Raw genomic sequence first — 18,546 nt, forward strand, 5'->3', positions numbered from 1 at the left:
GCGCGGCGGAAGGATGCGGACTGGCGGGGCGGATCAGTCCACCCGCAGGTTGATCTTGGTGACGACGTCGTTCCATTTGGCGGCGTCTTCGCGCAGGCGGCGGGCGGTGGCGTCGGGCGGTTCGGGCAAGGGGTCCAGGTCATTGGCCCGCAGCTTCTGCCTCACCTCGGGCAGCGCCAGGGCGCGCGCCACTTCCTGGTTCATGCGCGCCACGATGGCGTCGGGCGTGCCCTTCGGCGCGAACAGCATTTCGCGGAACGTGGCGTCGTAGCCGGCCACGCCGGCCTGCTGCATGGTGGGCACGTCCGGGGCCTGGACCGAGCGGGCGGTGCCGGACACCGCCAGCCCATAGAGCTTGCCGGCCGCCACGTAGGGCGCGACCACCGGCGACGCCAGATAGCCACAGGGAACCTGGCCGGCCAGCACGTCCTGCGTGGCCGGCGAAGGCCCCTTGTAGGGAACGTGCAGGATGTCGAGGCCGGCGCCGGACAGGTACAGTTCCATCGCCAGGTGGCCGGGCACGCCCTGGCCGCCGGAGGCATAGCTGAGCGCGCCGGGCGTCTTCCTGGCCTGGTCGCGCAGTTGCGCCAGCGTGCGCAATCCCGAGGCGGAAGAGCACACCAGCATCTGGTTGAAGTTCGCCAGCGCGACCACCGGGGTCAGGTCGTCCGCCTTGAAACTCAGCTTGCGGTAGATCGCCGGATTGATGGTGACGATGGTGTCCGGCGCTTCCAGGAAGGTATAGCCGTCGGCCGGCGCCCGCGCCACCGCTTCCGCGCCGATGTTGCCGCCCGCGCCGGGGCGGTTCTCGACGATGAGCGGCTGCTTGAGCGCCTGCCCCACCGCGTCGGCCACGATGCGCGCGGCCGTGTCGCCCGGCGACCCCGCGGGGAACGCGACCACGATGCGGATGGCGCGCGCGGGCCATTCCTCTTTCGGCTGGGCGTGCGCTGCCGTGCTGGCGGCCACGCAGGCTGCCAGCGCAAGTAAATGCGGTTTCATGCTGTCTCCTGATTATTTTTCAGGCGCCCTGATCCGGGCGCTGCGTTACCACCTGCCGATATGGATGCCGGCCGATTCCTCCTTGCGTGTCCAACCCGTCATGGCGGCATGGCTGACGGTGGGGTGGATCTTGCGGTTGCGCAGCCAGTCGAACAGCATCGCCTGGTAGCGCTCCCGGATGGACGCGAAGGCAGGGTCCGCGCCCAGGTCGTCGAGCTCGTCCGGGTCGGCGCGCAAGTTGAAAAGCTGGGGACGCAGGCCTTCGAAGTGGACGTACTTCCATTCGTGGTCGCGCACCATGATGGTGTGGCAGCCGTCGGCGGGGCGGCCCAGCGGTTCGCGCACGAAGTCGCGGAACGCGTAGTTGTTTTCCGAGAACACGGCGCGGCGCCAGTCAGCCGGTTCCGCGCCCCGCAGCAGCGGCAGCAGGGAGCGTCCCTCCAGGATGTGGTCGGGAATGTCCGCGCCCAGGGCGTCCAGGATGGTGGGGACCAGGTCTATGGCTTCCACCAGCCGCGATTCCACGGCGCCGCGCCGCGCGCCGCCGCCGGGCAGGCGGATGATCAGCGGCACCTTGGCCACGCAGTCGTGGAACAGCTCTTTCTCGCCCAGGTAGTGGTCGCCCAGATAGTCGCCGTGATCGCTGCAGAAGATGATCATGGTGTCCTGGTCGCGGCCGCTGCGCCGCAGATAGTCGAACAGCACGCCCAATTGGTCGTCCACCTGCTTGATCAGCCCCATGTAGGTGGGGATGACCGTCTCGCGCACGTGGTCGAGCGAGAAATTCCGGCTGACCTCCGCCTGCCGGAAGCCTTGCAGCACGGGGTGCGCGTTCTCCAGTTCGCGCGGCGCCCGCGTGGCCGCCGGCACGTCGTCGACCGTGTACATCGCGTGATAGGGCGCGGGAGCGACATAGGGCCAGTGCGGCTTGATGTAGGACAGGTGCAGCACCCAGGGCTGGTCGCCGCTTTGCTCGATGAACTCGATGGCGCGCCGGGTCATGTAGGGCGTTTCGGAATCCGCTTCGTCGACGCGGGCGGGCAGGCTCGCGTGGCGCATGTTCCAGCCCGAGAGGATCTCGCCGCGCGCGCCCAGCGCCGAGTTGGCGTGGTCGTGCCAGGGGTTGGCGCCGTCGTAGCCCCGCTCGCGCAGATACCGCGTGTAGTGGTGCGAGGCGTCGCTGAAGCCCGGAGGCCAGATCCCGTCGTCGCGATCGTAGGGCTCGAACCCGCCTTCCGTCGCCAGCACGCCGGCCGCGCTCGCCGGGTCTATCCCCAGGCGCCGCATCCCGGCCAGGTCCGCTTCCACATGCGTCTTGCCCGCCACCGCCACGCGCACGCCCAGCGGGCGCAGGTGATCGCCCAGCGTCATCTCGCTGATGGGCATGGGCACGAAGTTCCAGACGGCGCCGTGGCTGGTGACGTAGCGCCCGGTGTAGTACGACATGCGCGACGGGCCGCAGACCGGGCCCTGCACGAAGGCGTTGTCGAAGCGCATGCCTTCGGCGGCCAGGCGATCGATGTTGGGCGTGCGCAGGCGCGGATGCCCATAGCACGACAGATAGTCCCAACGCAGTTGGTCGCACATGATCCAGAGCACATTGCGCGCAGCCTGTCCGCTCATCCCCGCCTCTCGTCCCGTTCCGCCAGCCACCGCGGCTTGCGATAGGTGCCACGATATTTCGGGGGGACTGGGCGGCTCAAGCAGGATTTGCTAGAGTTTCACTCAGTGAAACATGCGGACGCGGACGGAAAGGGGCGCGCAATGAGCCGGTGGAATCCGAAGGTGAAGACGATCGACGCGCTGGAGCGCGGCCTGATCGTGCTGGACGAGGTGCGCGCCACGCAGGGCGCGAGCCTGCAGGAATTGCACGCGCGCACGGGCTACGCCAAGGCCACGCTGCTGCGCATCCTGGCCACGCTGCAATTGCGCGGCTTGATCTGGCGGCGGATCGCGGACGATTACTTCTGTCCGGCCAGCACGCTCAACGAGCCCAGCCGGCGGGCGCGGGTGCTGGACCTGCTGGGCCAGTGCGCGGCGCCCGAACTGGACCGGCTGCAGGCGGAGGTGCTGTGGCCCTCCGACCTTACCGTGCGGCGCGGGAGCGCGATGATCGTGCGGGAAACCAACCGAAGCCAGTCCTATTTCACCATCCGCAGGGACAACATCGGCTTTCAGATCAATATGCTGCGGTCCGCGGTGGGGAGGGCCTATCTGGCGTTCTGCGCCGAGAAGGAGCGCGATTCGATCCTGCTGGCCCTGCGCCGCAGCCGCCGCGAGGGCGACGCGCTGGCGAACGACTGCGCCGCCGTGGCCAAGCTGCTGGAGCAGACCCGGCGCCAGGGCTACGGCCTGCGCGAGCAGCGCTTCGGAGGCGACTACGACAAGACGCGCAAGGATCAGAACGACAGGCTGGAGGCGATTGCCGTTCCCATCACGGCCGCGCCCGGGCGGCTCTACGGTTGCGTCAACATCGTGTGGATCCAGGGAGTGCGTTCGGCCGACCAGATGGTGGAGCAATACCTGGAACCGTTGAAGCGCGCCGCGGGCGCGATCGCCGCCAGCATGATCCGGCGCGGCTGAGGGCGGGCGCCGGCGAGCCGCGCGCCGCCGCTAGCCTCGGCCTGCCTTCGCTTCGGCCAGCGCCTGCGCGATGATGGCGTTGGCCGTCCAGCGCACCACGTCGGTGAGCTCGGGCAGCTCCAGCTTCCAGATGTCCTTCAACACCAGGAACACCTCGGTGCCGTACACCAGGGACAGCGCCTGGGCCACGCGCGCCTGCTGCGCGGGCGTGAGCTCGGCCGCCAGCGGCGCGATGGCGCGCTGCAGGATGTCGACGCGGTGGCCGCGCACCAGCCGCGGCTCGGCGCCGGCGCGGCCGGCGCTGGCTTCGGCGTGCTGCTGCAACGACACCATGATGGCCGCGCGCAGCGGGGCTTCGTGCGCTTCCAGCCGGGGATAGGCGAAGCGCAGCAGTTCGTCGACGCGCGCGGCCGCGTCCGGCGCGGCCGAGTCCCAGGCCAGTATCGGGCCCAGGCTTTCGTCCACCACCGCGGCGATCAGCGCGCTCTGGCTGGGGAAATAGCGGTAGGCGGTGGCGCGCGAGACCTGGGCGTGTTCGGCCAGTTCGGCAACCGACGGCGTGATGCCTTGCGCCATCAGCCGTTGCGCCGCCTCCAGCAGAGTCTTGCGCATGCGCGCCCTGGGCCCGTGCGGCGGCTCGCCGCTGGCGGCGGCCTGGGGGCTGGCGGGCGCGATGAGCCGCGCGCCGGCGGCCGCGCTTTTGGCGGGGGATCGGGTTTGACCTGAGACAGGTGTCTCAGTATGATTCTTTCGTCTCATTTCTTGATTCTACAGGCCTCGCGGCCTCACATATCGAGGCGCGCACCGAGTGTAGCCGCCCGCGGAGGAGTCATGACGCATTCGAACAGGCGGGTCTACGTGGCCGCCACTTACGACACGAAAGGCCAGGAGGCCGAGTACGTGGCGGGCCTGCTCAGGCGGGAAGGGCTGGACGCGGTGTCGGTGGACGTCTCCACGTCCGGCGCCGCCAGCGCGGCCCAGGTGCAGGCGCGCGATGTCGCGGCCTGCCATCCCGAAGGCGCCGCGGCCGTTTTCACCGGCGACCGCGGCACGGCCATCGCCGCGATGGCGCTGGCCTTCGAACGCTACGCCGCGGGCAATGCCGGCATCGGCGCCCTGCTGGGCCTGGGCGGCTCGGGCGGCACCGCCCTGATCACCCCCGCCATGCGCGCGCTGCCCATCGGCACGCCCAAGCTGATGGTCTCGACCATGGCCTCGGGCAACGTCGCGCCCTATGTCGGGCCGTCCGATATCGCCATGATGTATTCCGTGACCGACGTGGCCGGCCTGAACCGCATTTCGCGCCGGGTGCTGGCCAACGCCGCCGGCATGATCGGCGGGGCTTTCCGGCAGGCGGCCGGCGCCGTGGCGGACGACGGCATGCCCGCCGTGGGGATCACCATGTTCGGCGTCACCACGGCCTGCGTGCAGCAGGTCACGCCGCTGCTGGAGTCGCGCTACGACTGCCTGGTGTTCCACGCCACGGGCACGGGCGGGCAGTCGATGGAGAAACTGCTGGACAGCCATTTGCTGGCCGGCGTGCTGGACCTGACCACCACCGAAGTCTGCGACCTGCTGTTCGGCGGCGTGCTGGCCTGCACCGAAGACCGCTTCGGCGCCGTGGCCCGCACGGGCGCGCCCTACGTGGGCTCCTGCGGCGCCCTGGACATGGTGAATTTCGGCGCCATGGACACCGTCCCGGAACGCTACCGGGGCCGCAAGTTCTACCCCCACAACCCGCAGGTGACGCTGATGCGCACCACCGCGGAAGAGAACGCGCGGCAGGGCGAGTGGATCGCCGCCAGGCTGAACCGCTGCATGGGCCCGGTGCGTTTCCTGATCCCGGAAGGCGGCGTGTCCGCGCTGGACGCGCCCGGACAGGCGTTCTGGGATCCGGAGGCCGATGCCGCCCTGTTCAAAGCGCTGGAGGCCAACCTGGTGCAGACGGCCGACCGCCGCCTGGTGCGGGTGCCTTGCCACATCAACGATCCGCTGTTCGCCAGCACGGCGGTCGAACACTATCTTGAAATCGCTACACACTGAGGATTGCCGACATGCCGCGTTTTGACCGCAACGAGCTACTGGAGAAGTTCCGCGCCATGGTGCGCGCCCGCAAGCCCATCGTGGGCGGCGGCGCGGGCACGGGCCTGTCGGCCAAGTGCGAGGAAGCGGGCGGCATCGACCTGATCGTGATCTACAACTCCGGCCGCTACCGCATGGCGGGCCGCGGCTCGCTGGCCGGCCTGCTGGCCTACGGCAACGCCAACGAGATCGTGGTCGACATGGGCCGGGAAGTGCTGCCGGTGGTGAAGAAGACGCCGGTGCTGGCCGGCGTGAACGGCACCGATCCCTTCTGCGATTTCGACGTGTTCCTCGACGACCTGAAGCGCCAGGGCTTCGCCGGCGTGCAGAACTTCCCCACCGTGGGCCTGATCGACGGCACTTTCCGCGCCAACCTGGAAGAGACCGGCATGGGCTACGCGCTGGAGGTGGACATGATCCGCCTGGCGCACGAAAAGGGCATGCTGACCACGCCGTACGTATTCAATGAGGACGACGCGGCGGCCATGGCCCGCGCCGGCGCGGACATCATCGTGGCCCACATGGGCCTGACCACCGGCGGCTCCATCGGCGCGGAGACGGCGCTGACGCTGGACGACTGCGTGGCCGCCATCGACCGCATCGCCGAAGCGGCGTTGGCCGTGCGCCCGGACGTCATCGTGCTGTGCCACGGCGGCCCCATCGCCACCCCCGAGGATGCCGCGCACGTGTTGCGCGCCTGCAAGCACTGCCACGGCTTCTACGGCGCCAGCTCGATGGAGCGCCTGCCGACCGAGCAGGCGCTCACCGCCGCCACCCGCGAATTCAAGAGCCTGACTTTCTGAGTTTCCCAACCGCCGTTTCCCTTGAACGCTTGAACGGGTCAGCCGCCCGCAGGAGTCCGTATGCCGCACACCGTAAACGTCAGCGCGCTCATCCATGCGCCGCTTCAGGAAGTCTGGGCCCGGTTCCGGGATTTCAACGGGCTGGCGGACTGGCATCCCGGCATCGCGCAGAGCCGCCTGGAGGAAGGCGGCCGCCATGACGCCGTGGGCTCGGTGCGGTATCTGACGCTCAAGCCTTCCGGCTTCGTCCGCGAGCGGCTGCTGATGCTGGACGACCCCGGCACGGCGCTGCGCTATTCCATCATCGAAACCGACCTGCCCATGCGCGATTACATCGCGGGCGTGTCGCTGCACCCGGTCACCGAAGGCGGCCAGACGCTGGTGCAGTGGTGGGCGGATTTCCGCGTCGAAGGCGCGGAACTGGCCGACGTGGCGAAGGCCGTGGGGCAGGGCGTGTTCGCCGCCGGCCTCGCCGCGCTAGACGAGAAGCTGCGTGATAGGAGTGCGGGTGCTGCGTGACAGAAATACCGACGCCGAGTCGATCGGTAGGATGGGTGGAGCGCGAGAGTTCTTAAGCTAGAACGCTGCCGTCGAACGCGCGCAACCCATGCGGCCGTGGGCAGATTGTTTTTCGACCCACGCCGCCGTAAGCAGATTGTTTTTCGGCCGATGCAGGGCACTGTCTGCCCACGGCCGCATGGGTTACGCGCGTTCGGCAATTGCGTTTTTGGGCAGAGGATCTCGCGCTCCACCCATCCTACGCCTCGGCTTTGGCCGGAAGGCGCTTGCAGCCGGCCGGCAGCTTGGCGGCGCGCAGGTAGCCGTGGATGGCGCCGATGAGCGCCTGGGCGGCGGGGCTGAGCGGATATTCCTTGTGCCGGATGATGCACACCGTCCGCACGACGGTGGGCCGAGCCAGCAGCGCATAGGCCAGGCCCGGCTCCAGCACCCGCTGCGCGGCCAGCGCCGGCAGCAGCGCCACGCCGAGGCCGGCCTTCACCAGCGCCGCCTGCGACGTCGTGCTGGAGGCCTCGTAGAAGGGCGCGGCGGCCTCGACCGGCAGGTCGGCGCGGGCGCGCAGCAGCGCCATGATGCCGGTCTCGTCCACCACCCCCACCAGCTTGCGTTGCGCCAGGTCCGACCAGCGCATCGCGCCGTCGCGGCCCGGGCGCAGGTCCGGATCGTCCTCCCGGTACAGCACGCCGAACCGGTCTTCCAGCAGCGCATCGAACCGCAGGTCCGGCGCGTCCGCCCAGCGGCTGGTCAACCCGAAATCCACCTCGCGCGCCGAGACCTTGCGCTGGATGCGGCCGGAGTTGTCGTCGCTGAGGTACAGGCGCACGCCCGGATACTGGGCGGAGAAGGCCGCGGCCGCGGGCGCGATGATCTGCGTGATGGCCGACGGCGCGGCCGCCACGCCCACGCGCCCGCGCTCCATCGCGCCGAAGCGCACCACGTCTTCGATCACGCCGTCGAAATCCGCCAGCAGCCGCATCACGCGGGGCAGGAACGCTTCGCCGGCGGCGGTCAGCAGCACGCGCCGGCTGGTGCGCGCGAACAGCTGCGTGGCCAGCGCTTCCTCCAGCTGCCGGATCAGGCTGGTGACCGAGGACTGGGTCTGGAACAGGCGCTTGGCGGCATGCGTGAAGCTGGATTCCTGCGCCACCGCGACGAAGGCGTTCAGGTGCTTCAGGGTGACGTGCTTGGGCAGGCGATTCATTTCAAATCACGATAGATGGATCAATAAAAACAATTTTCCCAGATCGATCCGGCCGACGATACTACGCCCTTTCGGCATTCACCGGCTCCGGCGCGCAATCTTCCGGGGTCTCGATCAAAGCGGAAGCGGCATGCAGCGGCAAACTCTGGATCTCATCATCGAAGGCGGCTGGGTCATCGACGGCCTGGGCGGCCCCCGGCGCCGGGCCGACGTGGGCGTGGCGGGCGAGCGCATCGCCGCCATCGGCGACCTGGCGGACGTCGCGGCGGGGCGCCGGGTGGACGCCCGCGGCAAGATCGTGGCGCCGGGCTTCATCGACGTGCACGGCCACGACGACCTGATGTTCGTGGAGCGGCCCGGGCTGGAATGGAAGACCAGCCAGGGGATCACGTCCGTGGTGGTGGGCAATTGCGGCGTCAGCGGCGCGCCCGCGCCCTTGCCCGGCAATACCGCGGCGGCGCTGGCGCTGCTGGGCGAAACGCCCTTGTTCACCGACATGGAAGCCTATTTCGGCGAGTTGCGGGCGCAGCAGCCCATGATCAACGTGGCCGCGCTGGTGGGCCATGCGAACCTCAGGCTGGCCGCCATGCGCGACCCCGCCGCGCAGCCGACGCCGGCCGAGCAGGACGCCATGGAGCGCATGCTGGACGACGCCCTGGCCGCCGGCGCGGTGGGTTTCAGCACCGGCCTGGCTTATCAGCCGGGCGGCGCCGCCCAGCCGCCGGAGCTGGAAGGCCTGGCGCGGGTGGCGGCGGCGCGCGGCGCCATGCACACCAGCCATATCCGCAACGAAGGCGACGACGTCGAAGCCGCGGTCGACGAGGTGCTGTCGGTCGGCCGCAATACGGGCTGCGCCACCGTGCTGTCGCACCACAAATGCATGCTGCCGCGCAACTGGGGCAAGAGCCGGGCCACGCTGGCCAACATCGACCGCGCGCGCGGCGAGGGCGTGGACGTGGCGCTGGACATCTATCCCTATCCGGGCAGCTCCACCATTCTCATCCCCGAGCGCGCCGAGATCATCGACGACATTCGCATCACCTGGTCCACCCCGCACCCCGAGTGCGGCGGCGAATACCTGAGCGACATCGCCGCCCGCTGGGGCTGCGACAAGACCACGGCGGCGCGCCGCCTGTGCCCCGCGGGCGCCATCTACTTCGCCATGGACGAGGGCGAGGTCCAGCGGATTTTCCGGCACGAGCGCTGCATGGTCGGCTCCGACGGGCTGCCCAACGACGCGCATCCGCATCCGCGCCTGTGGGGCAGCTTCACCCGGGTGCTGGGCCGCTATGTGCGCGAAGCCCGGCTGCTGACGCTGGAGGAGGCGGTCGCCAAGATGACCGCGCTGCCGGCGAGCGTGTTCGGCCTGGCCGGACGCGGGCAGCTGGTCGAAGGGGCCTGGGCGGACATCGTGGTGTTCGACGCCGATACCGTCGAGGACCGCGCCACCTGGGAAGCGCCCACGCTGGCCTCCGCCGGGGTGGAGCACGTGCTGGTCAACGGCTGCCAGGTGCATCCGGCCGCGCCCGGCGCGGCGCGCCCCGGCAGGATCCTGCGGCGCGAGGCGATGGCGCCGGCCGAGCCCGGCCCGGCCCGATAACGACATCAACCATCCGTAGAGGAGACAAGCATCATCATGCGCAAAACCTGCATCGCACTGGCGCTGGCCGCCATGTTGCCCGCCGCCCACGCGGCTTTTCCCGATCGTCCCATCACCCTGATCGTGCCGTTCCCCGCGGGCGGCCCGACGGACATCGTCGGCCGGCTGGCCGCGGCCAAGGCCGGCGAGATCCTCGGCCAGCAGATCGTGGTCGAGAACCGCACGGGCGCTTCCGGCACCATAGGCATGACGGCCACCGCCCGCGCCAAGCCCGACGGCTATACCGTCGGCTTGGCCACGGTGAGCACGCACGGCACCGCCCCGCATCTCTTTCCCAACCTGGCCTACGATCCGGTCAAGGACTTCACGCCCATCAGCAACCTGGTCACCAGCCCCAACATCCTGAGCGTGTACCCCCAGTTCCCCGCCAAGACGCTGGCCGACTTCGTGGCGCACGTGCGCGCCAATCCGAACAAGGACGGCTATGCCAACGCGGGCGCGGGCGGCGTGAACGACCTGGGCATGATCTGGTTCCTGCAGCTGATCGGCGGCAAGATGAACAGCATTTCGTACCGCGGCTCGGCGCCCGCGCTGACCGATACGGTGGGCGGCGTGGTGCCGGTGATCTTCGACAACTTCCCGTCCTCGCTGCCGTACCTGAAGAGCAATCACCTGCGCGCGCTGGCCATCACGGGCACCCAGCGCAATCCGCGCCTGCCGGACGTGCCGACCTTCGCCGAGCAAGGCTACAAGGACTACGACGTGACCGCCTGGTACGGCGTGGTGGGCCCGGCGGACCTGCCGGCCGACGTGCGCGACAAGCTGGCCCAGGCCTTCGCCCAGGCCGTGCGCGATCCGGCGACCGCGGCCAAGATGGAAGAGACCGGCGCGTTCCCGCTGGGCAACACGCCGGCCGAATTCGGCCAGCAGATCCGCACGGAAAGCGAACGCTGGAAGTCGGTGATCGAGAAGGCGCAGGTCAAGCTGCAGTAAGGCGGCGGGCGGCTGCGCCCGTTCAGTACACGTCGCGCCGGTAGCGGCCATCGCGTTGCATGGCCTGCAGGCGCGCGTCGCCCAGGATGTCCTGCAGGGCGGCGTCCACGCCGCCCGCCATGCCTTGCAGGCTGCCGCAGACGTAGATCGCGGCGCCGGCGTCGGCCCAGGCGCGCACGGCCTCGGCCTGTTCGCGCAACAGATGCTGCACGTAGCGGCGTTCCGCCTGGTCGCGCGAGAACACCGCATCCACGCGTTCCAGCGTGCCGTCGGCTCGCCAGCCGGCGATTTCTTCTTCGCAGAACCAATCGCGAGCCGCGCTGCGCTCGCCGAACACCAGCCAGTTGCGCCGGTGGCCGGCGGCCCGGCGCGCCTTGATCAGCGCGCGCAGGCCGGCCAGGCCGGTGCCGTTGCCCACCAGCAGCAACGGGCGGCCGTCGGCGGGCGCATGGAAATTGCGGTTGACGCGCACGCGCAGGTCGATCGCGTCGCCGGGTTGGGCGATGTGGGTCAGCCAGCCGCTGCCCAATCCCAGCGAGCCGTCCGCGGCGCGCATCTGGCGCACGAGCAGCTGGAGGGCGCCGTCTTCGGGCAGCGAGGCGATGGAGTATTCGCGGTGAGCCTGCAGCGGGCCCCCGGCTTCGCGCCGCGGGCCGATTTCGGCGATGTCGCCGGCCTCCCACGCGGCCTCGGCATCCGAAGGCGGAGTCAGGGTCAGCAGGTAGCAGGGGCCGCCCTCGCTGTGGGGATTGAGGTGCTCGCGGGCGGCCAGCCGCCAGGACTGGTAGGCGGGCGCCTGCCAGTCGGGCAGGTCGCTGCGCCCGGCCAGCAGCCCCAGGTGGTGCTGCCAGTGCCGCAGCGCGGCCGGGTCGCCGTTGTCGACTTCCACCAGGTCGAAGAGCGGCGTCGCGCCCTGCGCGTGCAGCCATTCGTCGAGGCGGTGGCCGAAGCCGCAGAAGTGCGCGTATTCGCTGTCGCCCAGCGCCAGCACGGCGTATTGCGCCCCGGCCAGAGCGGGCGCGGCCGGCCCGGCGGGCTGCATCTGGTCGGCGAAGGCCGCGCCCGCATCGGGCGGGTCGCCCTCGCCGTAGGTGCTGGCCACGAACAGCATGCGGCGATAGCCGGCCAGGCGCGCCAGGTCCAGCTGGTCGAGCGAGGCGACGCGCACCGTCAGCCCGCCCGCGCGCAGGGACTCGGCGGTCTGCGCGGCCAGCGATTCGGCATAGCCCGTCTGCGTCGCGTAGGCGACCAGCAAAGAGTCGTCGGGCGCGGGGGCGTTCAGGGCTTGCAGCGCCAGCGCCTGCTGCGCTTCCAGGCGTCGGGCGCGGCGTCGCGCCCACCCGCAAAGGAGCAGCCATAGCCCCACCACGCATGCCGCCGCGATCAACCGGGTTGGAGTCATGGATTCAGCGGGCGAGGGCCAGGGCCTGGAATGCGGGCGTGGCGGCGACGCGGTAGGCTTCGCGCTCGCGCAGGATGAAGAGCGCGGCCAGGTCGTGGCGGCGGGCATGGGCCAGGCCGTCTTCCACGCCCAGCACGGTCAGGGCCGTCGCCAGCGCGTCGGCCTGCATGCAGCCCGGATGCAGCACGGTGACCGAGGCGAGATCGTTGCGCACGGGGTGGCCGGTGCGCGGATCGATGGTGTGGGCGTAGCGGCCGTCGCCGCTGCCGGCGTGGCGCCGGTAGTCGCCCGAGGTGGCGATGCTGCACTCGTCCAGCGGCAGCGCCAGGGCATGGCCGCCGCTGGCATCGGGCACTTCGACGGCCACGCGCCAGGGCTGGCCGTCCGGCCGCTTGCCGCGCGCGCGCAATTCGCCGCCCACTTCCACCAGGTATTGCGTGATGCCCAGGGCATCGAGCGCCAGGGCGGCGCGGTCCACGCCGTAGCCCTTGGCGATGGAGGACAGGTCCAGATAGGTGCCGCCTTCCTGCCACGCGGCTTGCGCGTCCAGGTCGAGACGCACGCGGCGCCAGCCGCAACGGCTGCGCGCCGTCTCGATGGCGGCGGCCGAGGGTGGTTCGAAGGCGCGCTGATGAGGGCCGAAGCCCCAGGCGTTCACCAGCGGCCCGACCGTGGGGTCGTAGGCGCCGCCGGTTTCCTCGGCCAGCGCCAGGGCATGGCTCAGCACGTGGAAGAACGCGGCGGGCAGGGCCTGCCAGCCGGGGGCGGCCCGGTTGTAGCGCGTGATGTCCGAATCCGCCTCCCAGGTGCTCATCTGGGCCACCACCTCGTCCAGCGCGGCCTGGATGGCCTGGCGCGCGGCCGCTTCCGCGCGCCCGGGCGGCAGCGCCATGCGCGCCGACCAGGTGGTGCCCATGGTGGCGCCGGCCAGCGCCGCCGGCCGCGCCGGCATCGCGCCATAGGCCACGCGCGGCGCGGGCGCCGCGGCGCCGCGCGGGGCGTAGGAAGGGGGATTCGCCATGCGGCCGAAGCAGGCTTAGGGTTGCAGCACTTCGACCGTGCCGGCGTACGACAGGCGGCGCTTCTTGGCCTGCGGCACGCTGACCTTGGCGTCTTCCATGCCGGCTTCGATCCAGTACAGGCCGGGCTGCGGCCACTTCACCGAGAACTTGCCGTCCTTGTCGGTCTTGAGCTGGATCTCGCCGACCTTGTCGCGATAGCGGCTGCCGCCGGGCACCACGTTGACGTCCAGTCCGGCCGCGGGCTTGCCGTCCAGCAGCATCTGGAAGGTGGCGGGCTCGTCGGTGAACAGGTCGTTCGGGTGCGTCACGGGAGCCAATTCGAGGCCCCGGCCGACCGGCTTGAGCGCCGACGGCTTGCCCGCGGTCACGAAGGTTTCGACGCGGCCCAGGCTCTGCGAGATTTCCAGTTCGTCGGCCTTGGCGGGCACGGCCTGCGCCAGGCCTTCGGCCTTGCCGAAGTAGCGCTTGTTCTTGCCGTCTTCCTTCCAGCGCGCGAACACGCCGTCGTTGACCACGGCCACGCGATACGTGCCGCCCTGCTTGAGTTGCAGGTCGAAGGTGCTGCGCAGCTTGCCGCGGTTGAGGTTCTCGGCTTCGGCGGCGGTGCCGTCCGGCGCCGTCACGGCCAGGCCGTCCAGGCGCAGCGGCGCGTGGTTGAAGTAGAACTTGTCGTTGCCGACGGCGGCATCCACGGTGACCCAGCTGTCGGTGCCCGACAGCACCGTCGAGGACGGCACGATCCAGACATCATGCGCGTGGGCGGCAAAGGGCAGGCTCAGCGCCAGGGCGGCGGCCAGTTTGGCGGCGGATTTCATCGTTGCTCTCCGGGATCTCAGGGTTTCAGGTCGAGCGCGATGGCGCCCAGTTCGTGTTCGCCGCGGGCCGTCAACTGCTCAGCCTTCTGCGGCGGCCATTGGAAGGGAATGCGCACCAGCTCGCGGCCGCCGACTTCGCGCGCCGCCTCCACCACCACGGCGTACTGGCCGGGCTTGAGCTGCGACAGGGGTTTGCTGGCGGCGTCGAAACTCAGCGCGTGCTTGCCCACCGGCTTGGTGGCGCCGCTGACGCCGTCCACCGGGAATTGCTGGTTGCGGCCGCTGCGGCGCCACCATTGCCGCATGTCCTTGAGCCACTCGGTGCCTTCGTTGTTCTTCTTGGCCACGTCGTACCAGACCGCGAGGTCGGTGGCGACGCTCTGGTCGGGGTTCTCGATCCAGATCGCCACGTAGGGCCGGTGGTACTCCGCGACGTCGAGGCGCGGCACCTCGATGGACAGGCCGACGTCGGCCGCGTGGGCCGTTCGGGCGATCAGGCCGGCCAGCAGGGCCGACAACAACAGCTTGCGCATGGAGGTCTCCAGGGCGGATCGATGGAATCAGTGGATGAATAGCAGGGCCAGCACGACCGGGATCACGACGCCGAGCCCGACCATCGGCCAGGTCGCGCTGCGGTTGCCGGCGTGCATTTTCAGCAGCACCAGCCCGGTCAGCGAAAAGACCAGACAGGCGACGGCGAAGATATCGAGGAACCAGCTCCAGGCCAGGCCGGTATTGCGGCCCTTGTGCAGATCGTTCAGGTACGAGATCCAGCCGCGGTCGGTGCGCTCGTATTCGACGTCGCCGCTGCCCAGGTCGATGGACAGCCAGGCGTCGCCGCCGGCGCGCGGCAGCGACACGTAGATCTCGTCGGCGGACCATTCCGCGGGCCGGCCGGCGGTGGCGGCATCCAGGGTGTCGTCCAGCCATTGCGCCACGGGGGCGGGCAGCGGCGCCTTTTTCTGCGCCGGCGGCGGGGCCAGTTGCGCCAGCACGGCGGCGGGCAGGCGCGCCTCGCGGCTGGTCACCACGGCCTTGGCCTCGATGTGCGAGGCGTTGTTCAAGGTCAGGCCCGTGACCGCGAACAGCAACATTCCCAGCAGGCACAGCGCCGAGCTGATCCAGTGCCATTGATGCAGCGTCTTGAGCCAGTAGGCCCGGCGGCGAGGGGTGGGTTGACTGTCCATGGGGTATCGGTTGAAAGCCCGCGGATTCTAACATTTAATGAGAATGACTCTTATAAATGCCGCGATTGAGCCCCGAAGGAAATTTCAATCGATTTCGGACGCCCTCCGGGCCGGAGCCGGCGCGCCGCGTAGCGTCCGGGGGCTGGCGGCGATAAGATAGGCCACCCGTTACAAACACCGGAGGTCGTCATGCTCGAACGGCAAGTCGCGGATCAGATCGGTCGTCATTGGGGGTGGGTGGCATTGCGCGGCGTCGTCGCCATCCTGTTTGGCCTCATGGCCATGTTCATGCCAGCCATCACGCTTTCCGCGCTGGTGCTGGTGTGGGGCGCTTTCGCGCTGGTGGACGGCGTGCTGGCCCTGATGGCCGGCGTGCGCATCCGCGACAACGGCAAGCCCTTGTGGGCGCTCATCGTGGTGGGCCTGCTCGGCATCGCGGCCGGCATCGTCACGTTTCTCTGGCCCGGCCTGACGGCGCTGGTCCTGCTCTACATCATCGCGATCTGGGCGCTGGTGGCGGGCGTGTTCCAGATCATCGCCGCGGTCCGCTTCCGCAAAGAGATCCGCAACGAATGGCTGCTCGGGCTGTCGGGCGTGGTATCGGTGCTGTTCGGCGGCATGCTGATCATGCAGCCGGGGGCGGGCGCGCTGGCGCTGGTGTGGGTGATCGGCATCTATGCCGTGTTTTTCGGCATACTCCTGCTGGTCTTTTCCTTCCGCCTCCGACAGCACAAGGCGCCCTGATCCCCGATGTCCGCATACCAGACCCTGATTCCCCTCAACTTCCTGGCAGTGGGCGTGGGCGCCATGTTCGGCGCCTGGGCGCGCTGGCTGGTCGGCCTGTGGCTGAACGTCGAATCCTGGCCGTGGGGAACCTTCGCGGTCAATCTCGCGGGGGGCTACCTGGTGGGGCTGGTGCTGGCCCTGGTGGCCGGGCACCCCGAATGGCCGGCCTGGGTGCGGCTCGGGGCGATCACGGGCTTCATGGGCGGCTTGACCACGTTCTCGACGTTCTCGGCGGAAACGGTGGCCATGCTGGAGCGCGGCGCCTACGGCACCGCGCTGGGCTATGCGGGCTTCAGCCTGGCGGGCTCGCTGCTGCTGACGGCGGCCGGGCTGGCCACGGCCAGCCTGCTGCGCTAGCGGCGGGGCTTCAGTCCGCTCGCGGGGCCAGCACCCGGGCGGCCTGCAGGCCGCTGCGCACGGCGCCTTCCAGCACGCCGGGGTAGCCGGTGTCGGTCCAGTCGCCGGCAAGCGCCAGCGTGGGCCAGGGGGTGGAATTCAACGGACGGGTCAGGCCCGGCACCGCGGCGAAGGTCGCGCGTTTTTCGATGAACAATTCCGCCGCGGCCACTTCCGGCATGGCGGGCAGGCGCGCCGGATGGCGGGCGGCCTGTTCGGCCACCTGGTCGATCAGCGCTTCGATGACCTGCTGGCGGTTGCGGTCCGCCAGGCCGGTGGCGACGCTGGCCACCACGGCCAGTTCGCCCGCCTTCGCATTGCCGGCCAGTTGCGCCCGGTCGAACAGCCATTGGCCGACGTGGCCGCGGGCGGCCTCCTCGCGCAGCATCATCATGGGTTCGGGCAGGCGCCAGGGTTCCGCCAGCCGCAGGTTCAGGGTGGCGATGGGCAGATAGTCGAAGGCCTTGAGCGCTTCCAGCAGTCCGATGGCGCCGGCTTCGCGCAGCGGGGCGTCGAGCAGCCGGGCCGCGAACGCGGGAGGCACGGCCAGCACGGCGGCGTCGAAGCGTTCCTGGTTGATGTCGATACCCTCGGCGGACGGCCGGATCTGCCGCACCGTGCTGCCGTAGCGCATGGTCACCTGGCGGGCGGCGGCATCCGGCCACAGCGCCGACAGGTCGGTGCAGGGCAGCAGCATGTCGCTGTCCTCGCGGCTGCCGGCCAGGCTGTCGCGCAACACGCGCGCGAACAGGGCGGCGCTGGCTGTGGCCAGCGGCGTGTTCAGCGCCGCGAGGCAGAGCGGTTCCCAGAGCTGGCGGATCAGCGTGTCGGACTGCCCCTGGTAGTGCAGCAGGTGCAGCACGGTCCAGTCGCGCGGCGGCGTCCAGGACATGGCCTTCAGCTCGCGCATCAGGCGCAGCATGGCCAGGCGGTCGGACCAGGACAGGCCGCGCGCGCGCAGGATGGCGGCGGCCATGTGCAGCGGCGCCGGCAGGCGCGGGGCCGACAGGTGGAAGCGGCCGTCCAGGCTGGCCAGCCGCAGCGGGCGGCGCATCAGCAGGGCGTCCGGGTTGCGGCCCACCCGGCGCATCAGCGCCAGCGTGTGCTTGTAGGCGCCAGACAGCAGGTGCTGGCCGTTGTCCAGCGGCGCCTCGAAATCGGTGTGGAAGACGCGGCGGGCGCGTCCGCCGGGCGTATGGCCGGCCTCGAATACCGTGACCTTGGCGCCGGCTTCGCGCAAGGCGACGCTGGCCGCCAGGCCGGCCCACCCCGCGCCGATGACCGCGGCCTTCACCGTGCCAACCGGCGGACGAGTCCGCGTCCGCCGCCCACCCAGGTTTTCCAGGCCAGCCACAGCTTGCGCAGCGGCGTGAGCGAGATGCGCTGGTGCAGCACCTGCCAGTTGTCGCGCTCGATCTCGTCGAGCAGCGCGTGATAGATCGCGGCCATCATCAGGCCGGGCCGCTGCGAGCGGCGGTCGGTCTCGGGCAGGTTGGCCATCGCCTCGCGGTACAGGCCGCGGGCGCGGTCGGCCTGGAACTTCATCAGCGCGCTGAAGCGTTCCGAGTATTCGCCGTTCAGGATGTCGGAGGCCTTGACCTCGAACTGCTGCATGTCGTTGACCGGCAGATAGATGCGGCCGCGGCGGGCGTCGTCGCCCACGTCCCGGATGATGTTGGTCATCTGGAACGCCAGGCCCAGCTTTTCCGCGTAGACCAGGGTCTTGGGGTCGGAGTAGCCGAAGATGCCGGCCGACAGCTCGCCCACCACGCCGGCGGCATGCCAGCAATACTTGCGCAGGCCGGGCCAATCCAGGTAGCGGGTCTGGTCCAGGTCCATTTCCATGCCGTCGACCACGGCCAGCAGGCGCTCGCGCGTGATCGAACAGCTGTCGAGATGGGGTTGCAGCGCGCGCGTCACGGGATGCTCCGGCTTGCCGGCGTACATCTGGTCGATCTGGGTGCGCCACCAGGCCAGCTTGACGCGGGCCAGGGACGGGTCGGTGCATTCGTCTACCACGTCGTCGACTTCGCGGCAGAAGGCGTACAGGGCCGTGATGGCGCGCCGACGCTCGGGCGGCAGGAACAGGAATGCGTAGTAGAAGCTGGAACCGCTTTTGGCGGCCTTTTCCTGGCAATATTCGTCAGGGGTCATA

The 18,546-nt window shown here is 70.0% G+C and carries 19 protein-coding genes; 8 read left to right on the forward strand and 11 right to left on the reverse strand.

The features are described 5' to 3' along the window. Positions 1-33: 33 nt before the first annotated feature. Positions 34-1,002: a tripartite tricarboxylate transporter substrate binding protein gene (locus ADE01S_RS21430; protein WP_062683777.1), complete on the reverse strand. Its 969-nt coding sequence runs from the start codon at positions 1,000-1,002 to the stop codon at positions 34-36. 45 nt (positions 1,003-1,047) lie between these two features. Then, positions 1,048-2,625: an alkaline phosphatase family protein gene (locus ADE01S_RS21435; RefSeq protein ID WP_062683778.1), complete on the reverse strand. Its 1,578-nt coding sequence runs from the start codon at positions 2,623-2,625 to the stop codon at positions 1,048-1,050. A 141-nt stretch (positions 2,626-2,766) separates the two neighbouring features. Between ADE01S_RS21435 and ADE01S_RS31345 the strand changes: the two genes are divergently transcribed. Continuing rightward, positions 2,767-3,585, forward strand: coding sequence for an IclR family transcriptional regulator domain-containing protein (locus tag ADE01S_RS31345; protein WP_075873482.1), 819 nt, complete (start codon positions 2,767-2,769; stop codon positions 3,583-3,585). A gap of 30 nt (positions 3,586-3,615) precedes the next feature. On the opposite strand, the gene ADE01S_RS21445 is transcribed toward ADE01S_RS31345, so the two are convergent. Next, positions 3,616-4,197, reverse strand: a complete 582-nt coding sequence (locus ADE01S_RS21445) for a TetR/AcrR family transcriptional regulator (protein WP_232481969.1) — start codon at positions 4,195-4,197, stop codon at positions 3,616-3,618. A gap of 219 nt (positions 4,198-4,416) precedes the next feature. On the opposite strand from ADE01S_RS21445, the gene ADE01S_RS21450 reads away from it, so the two are divergent. From ADE01S_RS21450 to ADE01S_RS21460, 3 genes are read left to right on the forward strand one after another with little or no spacing between them, the layout of a single operon-like run. Then, complete coding sequence (locus ADE01S_RS21450) at positions 4,417-5,628, forward strand: Tm-1-like ATP-binding domain-containing protein (protein ID WP_062683779.1); 1,212 nt, start codon at positions 4,417-4,419, stop codon at positions 5,626-5,628. A gap of 11 nt (positions 5,629-5,639) precedes the next feature. Then, positions 5,640-6,470 carry a phosphoenolpyruvate hydrolase family protein gene (locus ADE01S_RS21455; protein WP_062683780.1) on the forward strand — a complete coding sequence of 277 codons (831 nt, stop codon included), beginning with the start codon at positions 5,640-5,642 and terminating at the stop codon, positions 6,468-6,470. A gap of 60 nt (positions 6,471-6,530) precedes the next feature. Beyond that, positions 6,531-6,989: an SRPBCC family protein gene (locus tag ADE01S_RS21460; protein WP_062683781.1), complete on the forward strand. Its 459-nt coding sequence runs from the start codon at positions 6,531-6,533 to the stop codon at positions 6,987-6,989. 238 nt (positions 6,990-7,227) lie between these two features. Here the strand turns inward: ADE01S_RS21460 and ADE01S_RS21465 are convergent, their stop codons facing one another. Next, entirely contained in the window at positions 7,228-8,190 is a 963-nt protein-coding gene (locus ADE01S_RS21465; protein ID WP_062683782.1) for a LysR family transcriptional regulator, read from the reverse strand. 130 nt (positions 8,191-8,320) lie between these two features. Here ADE01S_RS21465 and ADE01S_RS21470 point away from each other — a divergent pair, with 130 nt between their 5' ends. Beyond that, a complete protein-coding gene (locus tag ADE01S_RS21470; RefSeq protein ID WP_062683783.1) occupies positions 8,321-9,790 on the forward strand; it encodes an N-acyl-D-amino-acid deacylase family protein in 1,470 nt (489 codons plus the stop codon). A gap of 36 nt (positions 9,791-9,826) precedes the next feature. Then, the gene (locus tag ADE01S_RS21475; RefSeq protein ID WP_062683784.1) at positions 9,827-10,783 is read left to right on the forward strand and encodes a tripartite tricarboxylate transporter substrate binding protein BugE; all 957 of its coding nucleotides are present in this window, start codon (positions 9,827-9,829) and stop codon (positions 10,781-10,783) included. Positions 10,784-10,805: 22 nt separating this feature from the next. Here ADE01S_RS21475 and ADE01S_RS21480 read toward each other — a convergent pair whose 3' ends face one another. From ADE01S_RS21480 to ADE01S_RS21500, 5 genes are read right to left on the reverse strand one after another with little or no spacing between them, the layout of a single operon-like run. Next, positions 10,806-12,185 carry a sulfite reductase subunit alpha gene (locus ADE01S_RS21480; protein ID WP_062683785.1) on the reverse strand — a complete coding sequence of 460 codons (1,380 nt, stop codon included), beginning with the start codon at positions 12,183-12,185 and terminating at the stop codon, positions 10,806-10,808. 4 nt (positions 12,186-12,189) lie between these two features. Continuing rightward, the gene (locus ADE01S_RS21485) at positions 12,190-13,206 is read right to left on the reverse strand and encodes an FAD:protein FMN transferase (protein ID WP_062683786.1); all 1,017 of its coding nucleotides are present in this window, start codon (positions 13,204-13,206) and stop codon (positions 12,190-12,192) included. 15 nt (positions 13,207-13,221) lie between these two features. Then, positions 13,222-14,022: a DUF4198 domain-containing protein gene (locus ADE01S_RS21490; RefSeq protein WP_062683787.1), complete on the reverse strand. Its 801-nt coding sequence runs from the start codon at positions 14,020-14,022 to the stop codon at positions 13,222-13,224. A gap of 17 nt (positions 14,023-14,039) precedes the next feature. Continuing rightward, positions 14,040-14,555 carry a DUF2271 domain-containing protein gene (locus ADE01S_RS21495; RefSeq protein WP_062683788.1) on the reverse strand — a complete coding sequence of 172 codons (516 nt, stop codon included), beginning with the start codon at positions 14,553-14,555 and terminating at the stop codon, positions 14,040-14,042. 27 nt (positions 14,556-14,582) lie between these two features. Beyond that, the gene (locus tag ADE01S_RS21500; RefSeq protein ID WP_062683789.1) at positions 14,583-15,209 is read right to left on the reverse strand and encodes a PepSY-associated TM helix domain-containing protein; all 627 of its coding nucleotides are present in this window, start codon (positions 15,207-15,209) and stop codon (positions 14,583-14,585) included. 189 nt (positions 15,210-15,398) lie between these two features. On the opposite strand from ADE01S_RS21500, the gene ADE01S_RS21505 reads away from it, so the two are divergent. Both ADE01S_RS21505 and ADE01S_RS21510 read left to right on the forward strand, forming a co-directional pair. Continuing rightward, positions 15,399-15,953 (forward strand): HdeD family acid-resistance protein, encoded by a 555-nt coding sequence (locus ADE01S_RS21505; protein WP_062683790.1) that lies wholly within the window; start codon positions 15,399-15,401, stop codon positions 15,951-15,953. 6 nt (positions 15,954-15,959) lie between these two features. Then, positions 15,960-16,352 (forward strand): fluoride efflux transporter CrcB, encoded by a 393-nt coding sequence (locus ADE01S_RS21510; protein WP_062683791.1) that lies wholly within the window; start codon positions 15,960-15,962, stop codon positions 16,350-16,352. Positions 16,353-16,362: 10 nt separating this feature from the next. Here ADE01S_RS21510 and hpnE read toward each other — a convergent pair whose 3' ends face one another. Further along, positions 16,363-17,685, reverse strand: a complete 1,323-nt coding sequence (gene hpnE / locus ADE01S_RS21515) for a hydroxysqualene dehydroxylase HpnE (RefSeq protein ID WP_062683792.1) — start codon at positions 17,683-17,685, stop codon at positions 16,363-16,365. Beyond that, a complete protein-coding gene (gene hpnD, locus ADE01S_RS21520; protein WP_062683793.1) occupies positions 17,682-18,545 on the reverse strand; it encodes a presqualene diphosphate synthase HpnD in 864 nt (287 codons plus the stop codon). Before hpnD ends, hpnE begins: the two co-directional genes overlap by 4 nt. Position 18,546 lies beyond the last annotated feature (1 nt).

This window comes from Achromobacter denitrificans NBRC 15125 (assembly GCF_001571365.1).
Classification (GTDB): Bacteria; Pseudomonadota; Gammaproteobacteria; order Burkholderiales; family Burkholderiaceae_B; genus Achromobacter; species Achromobacter denitrificans.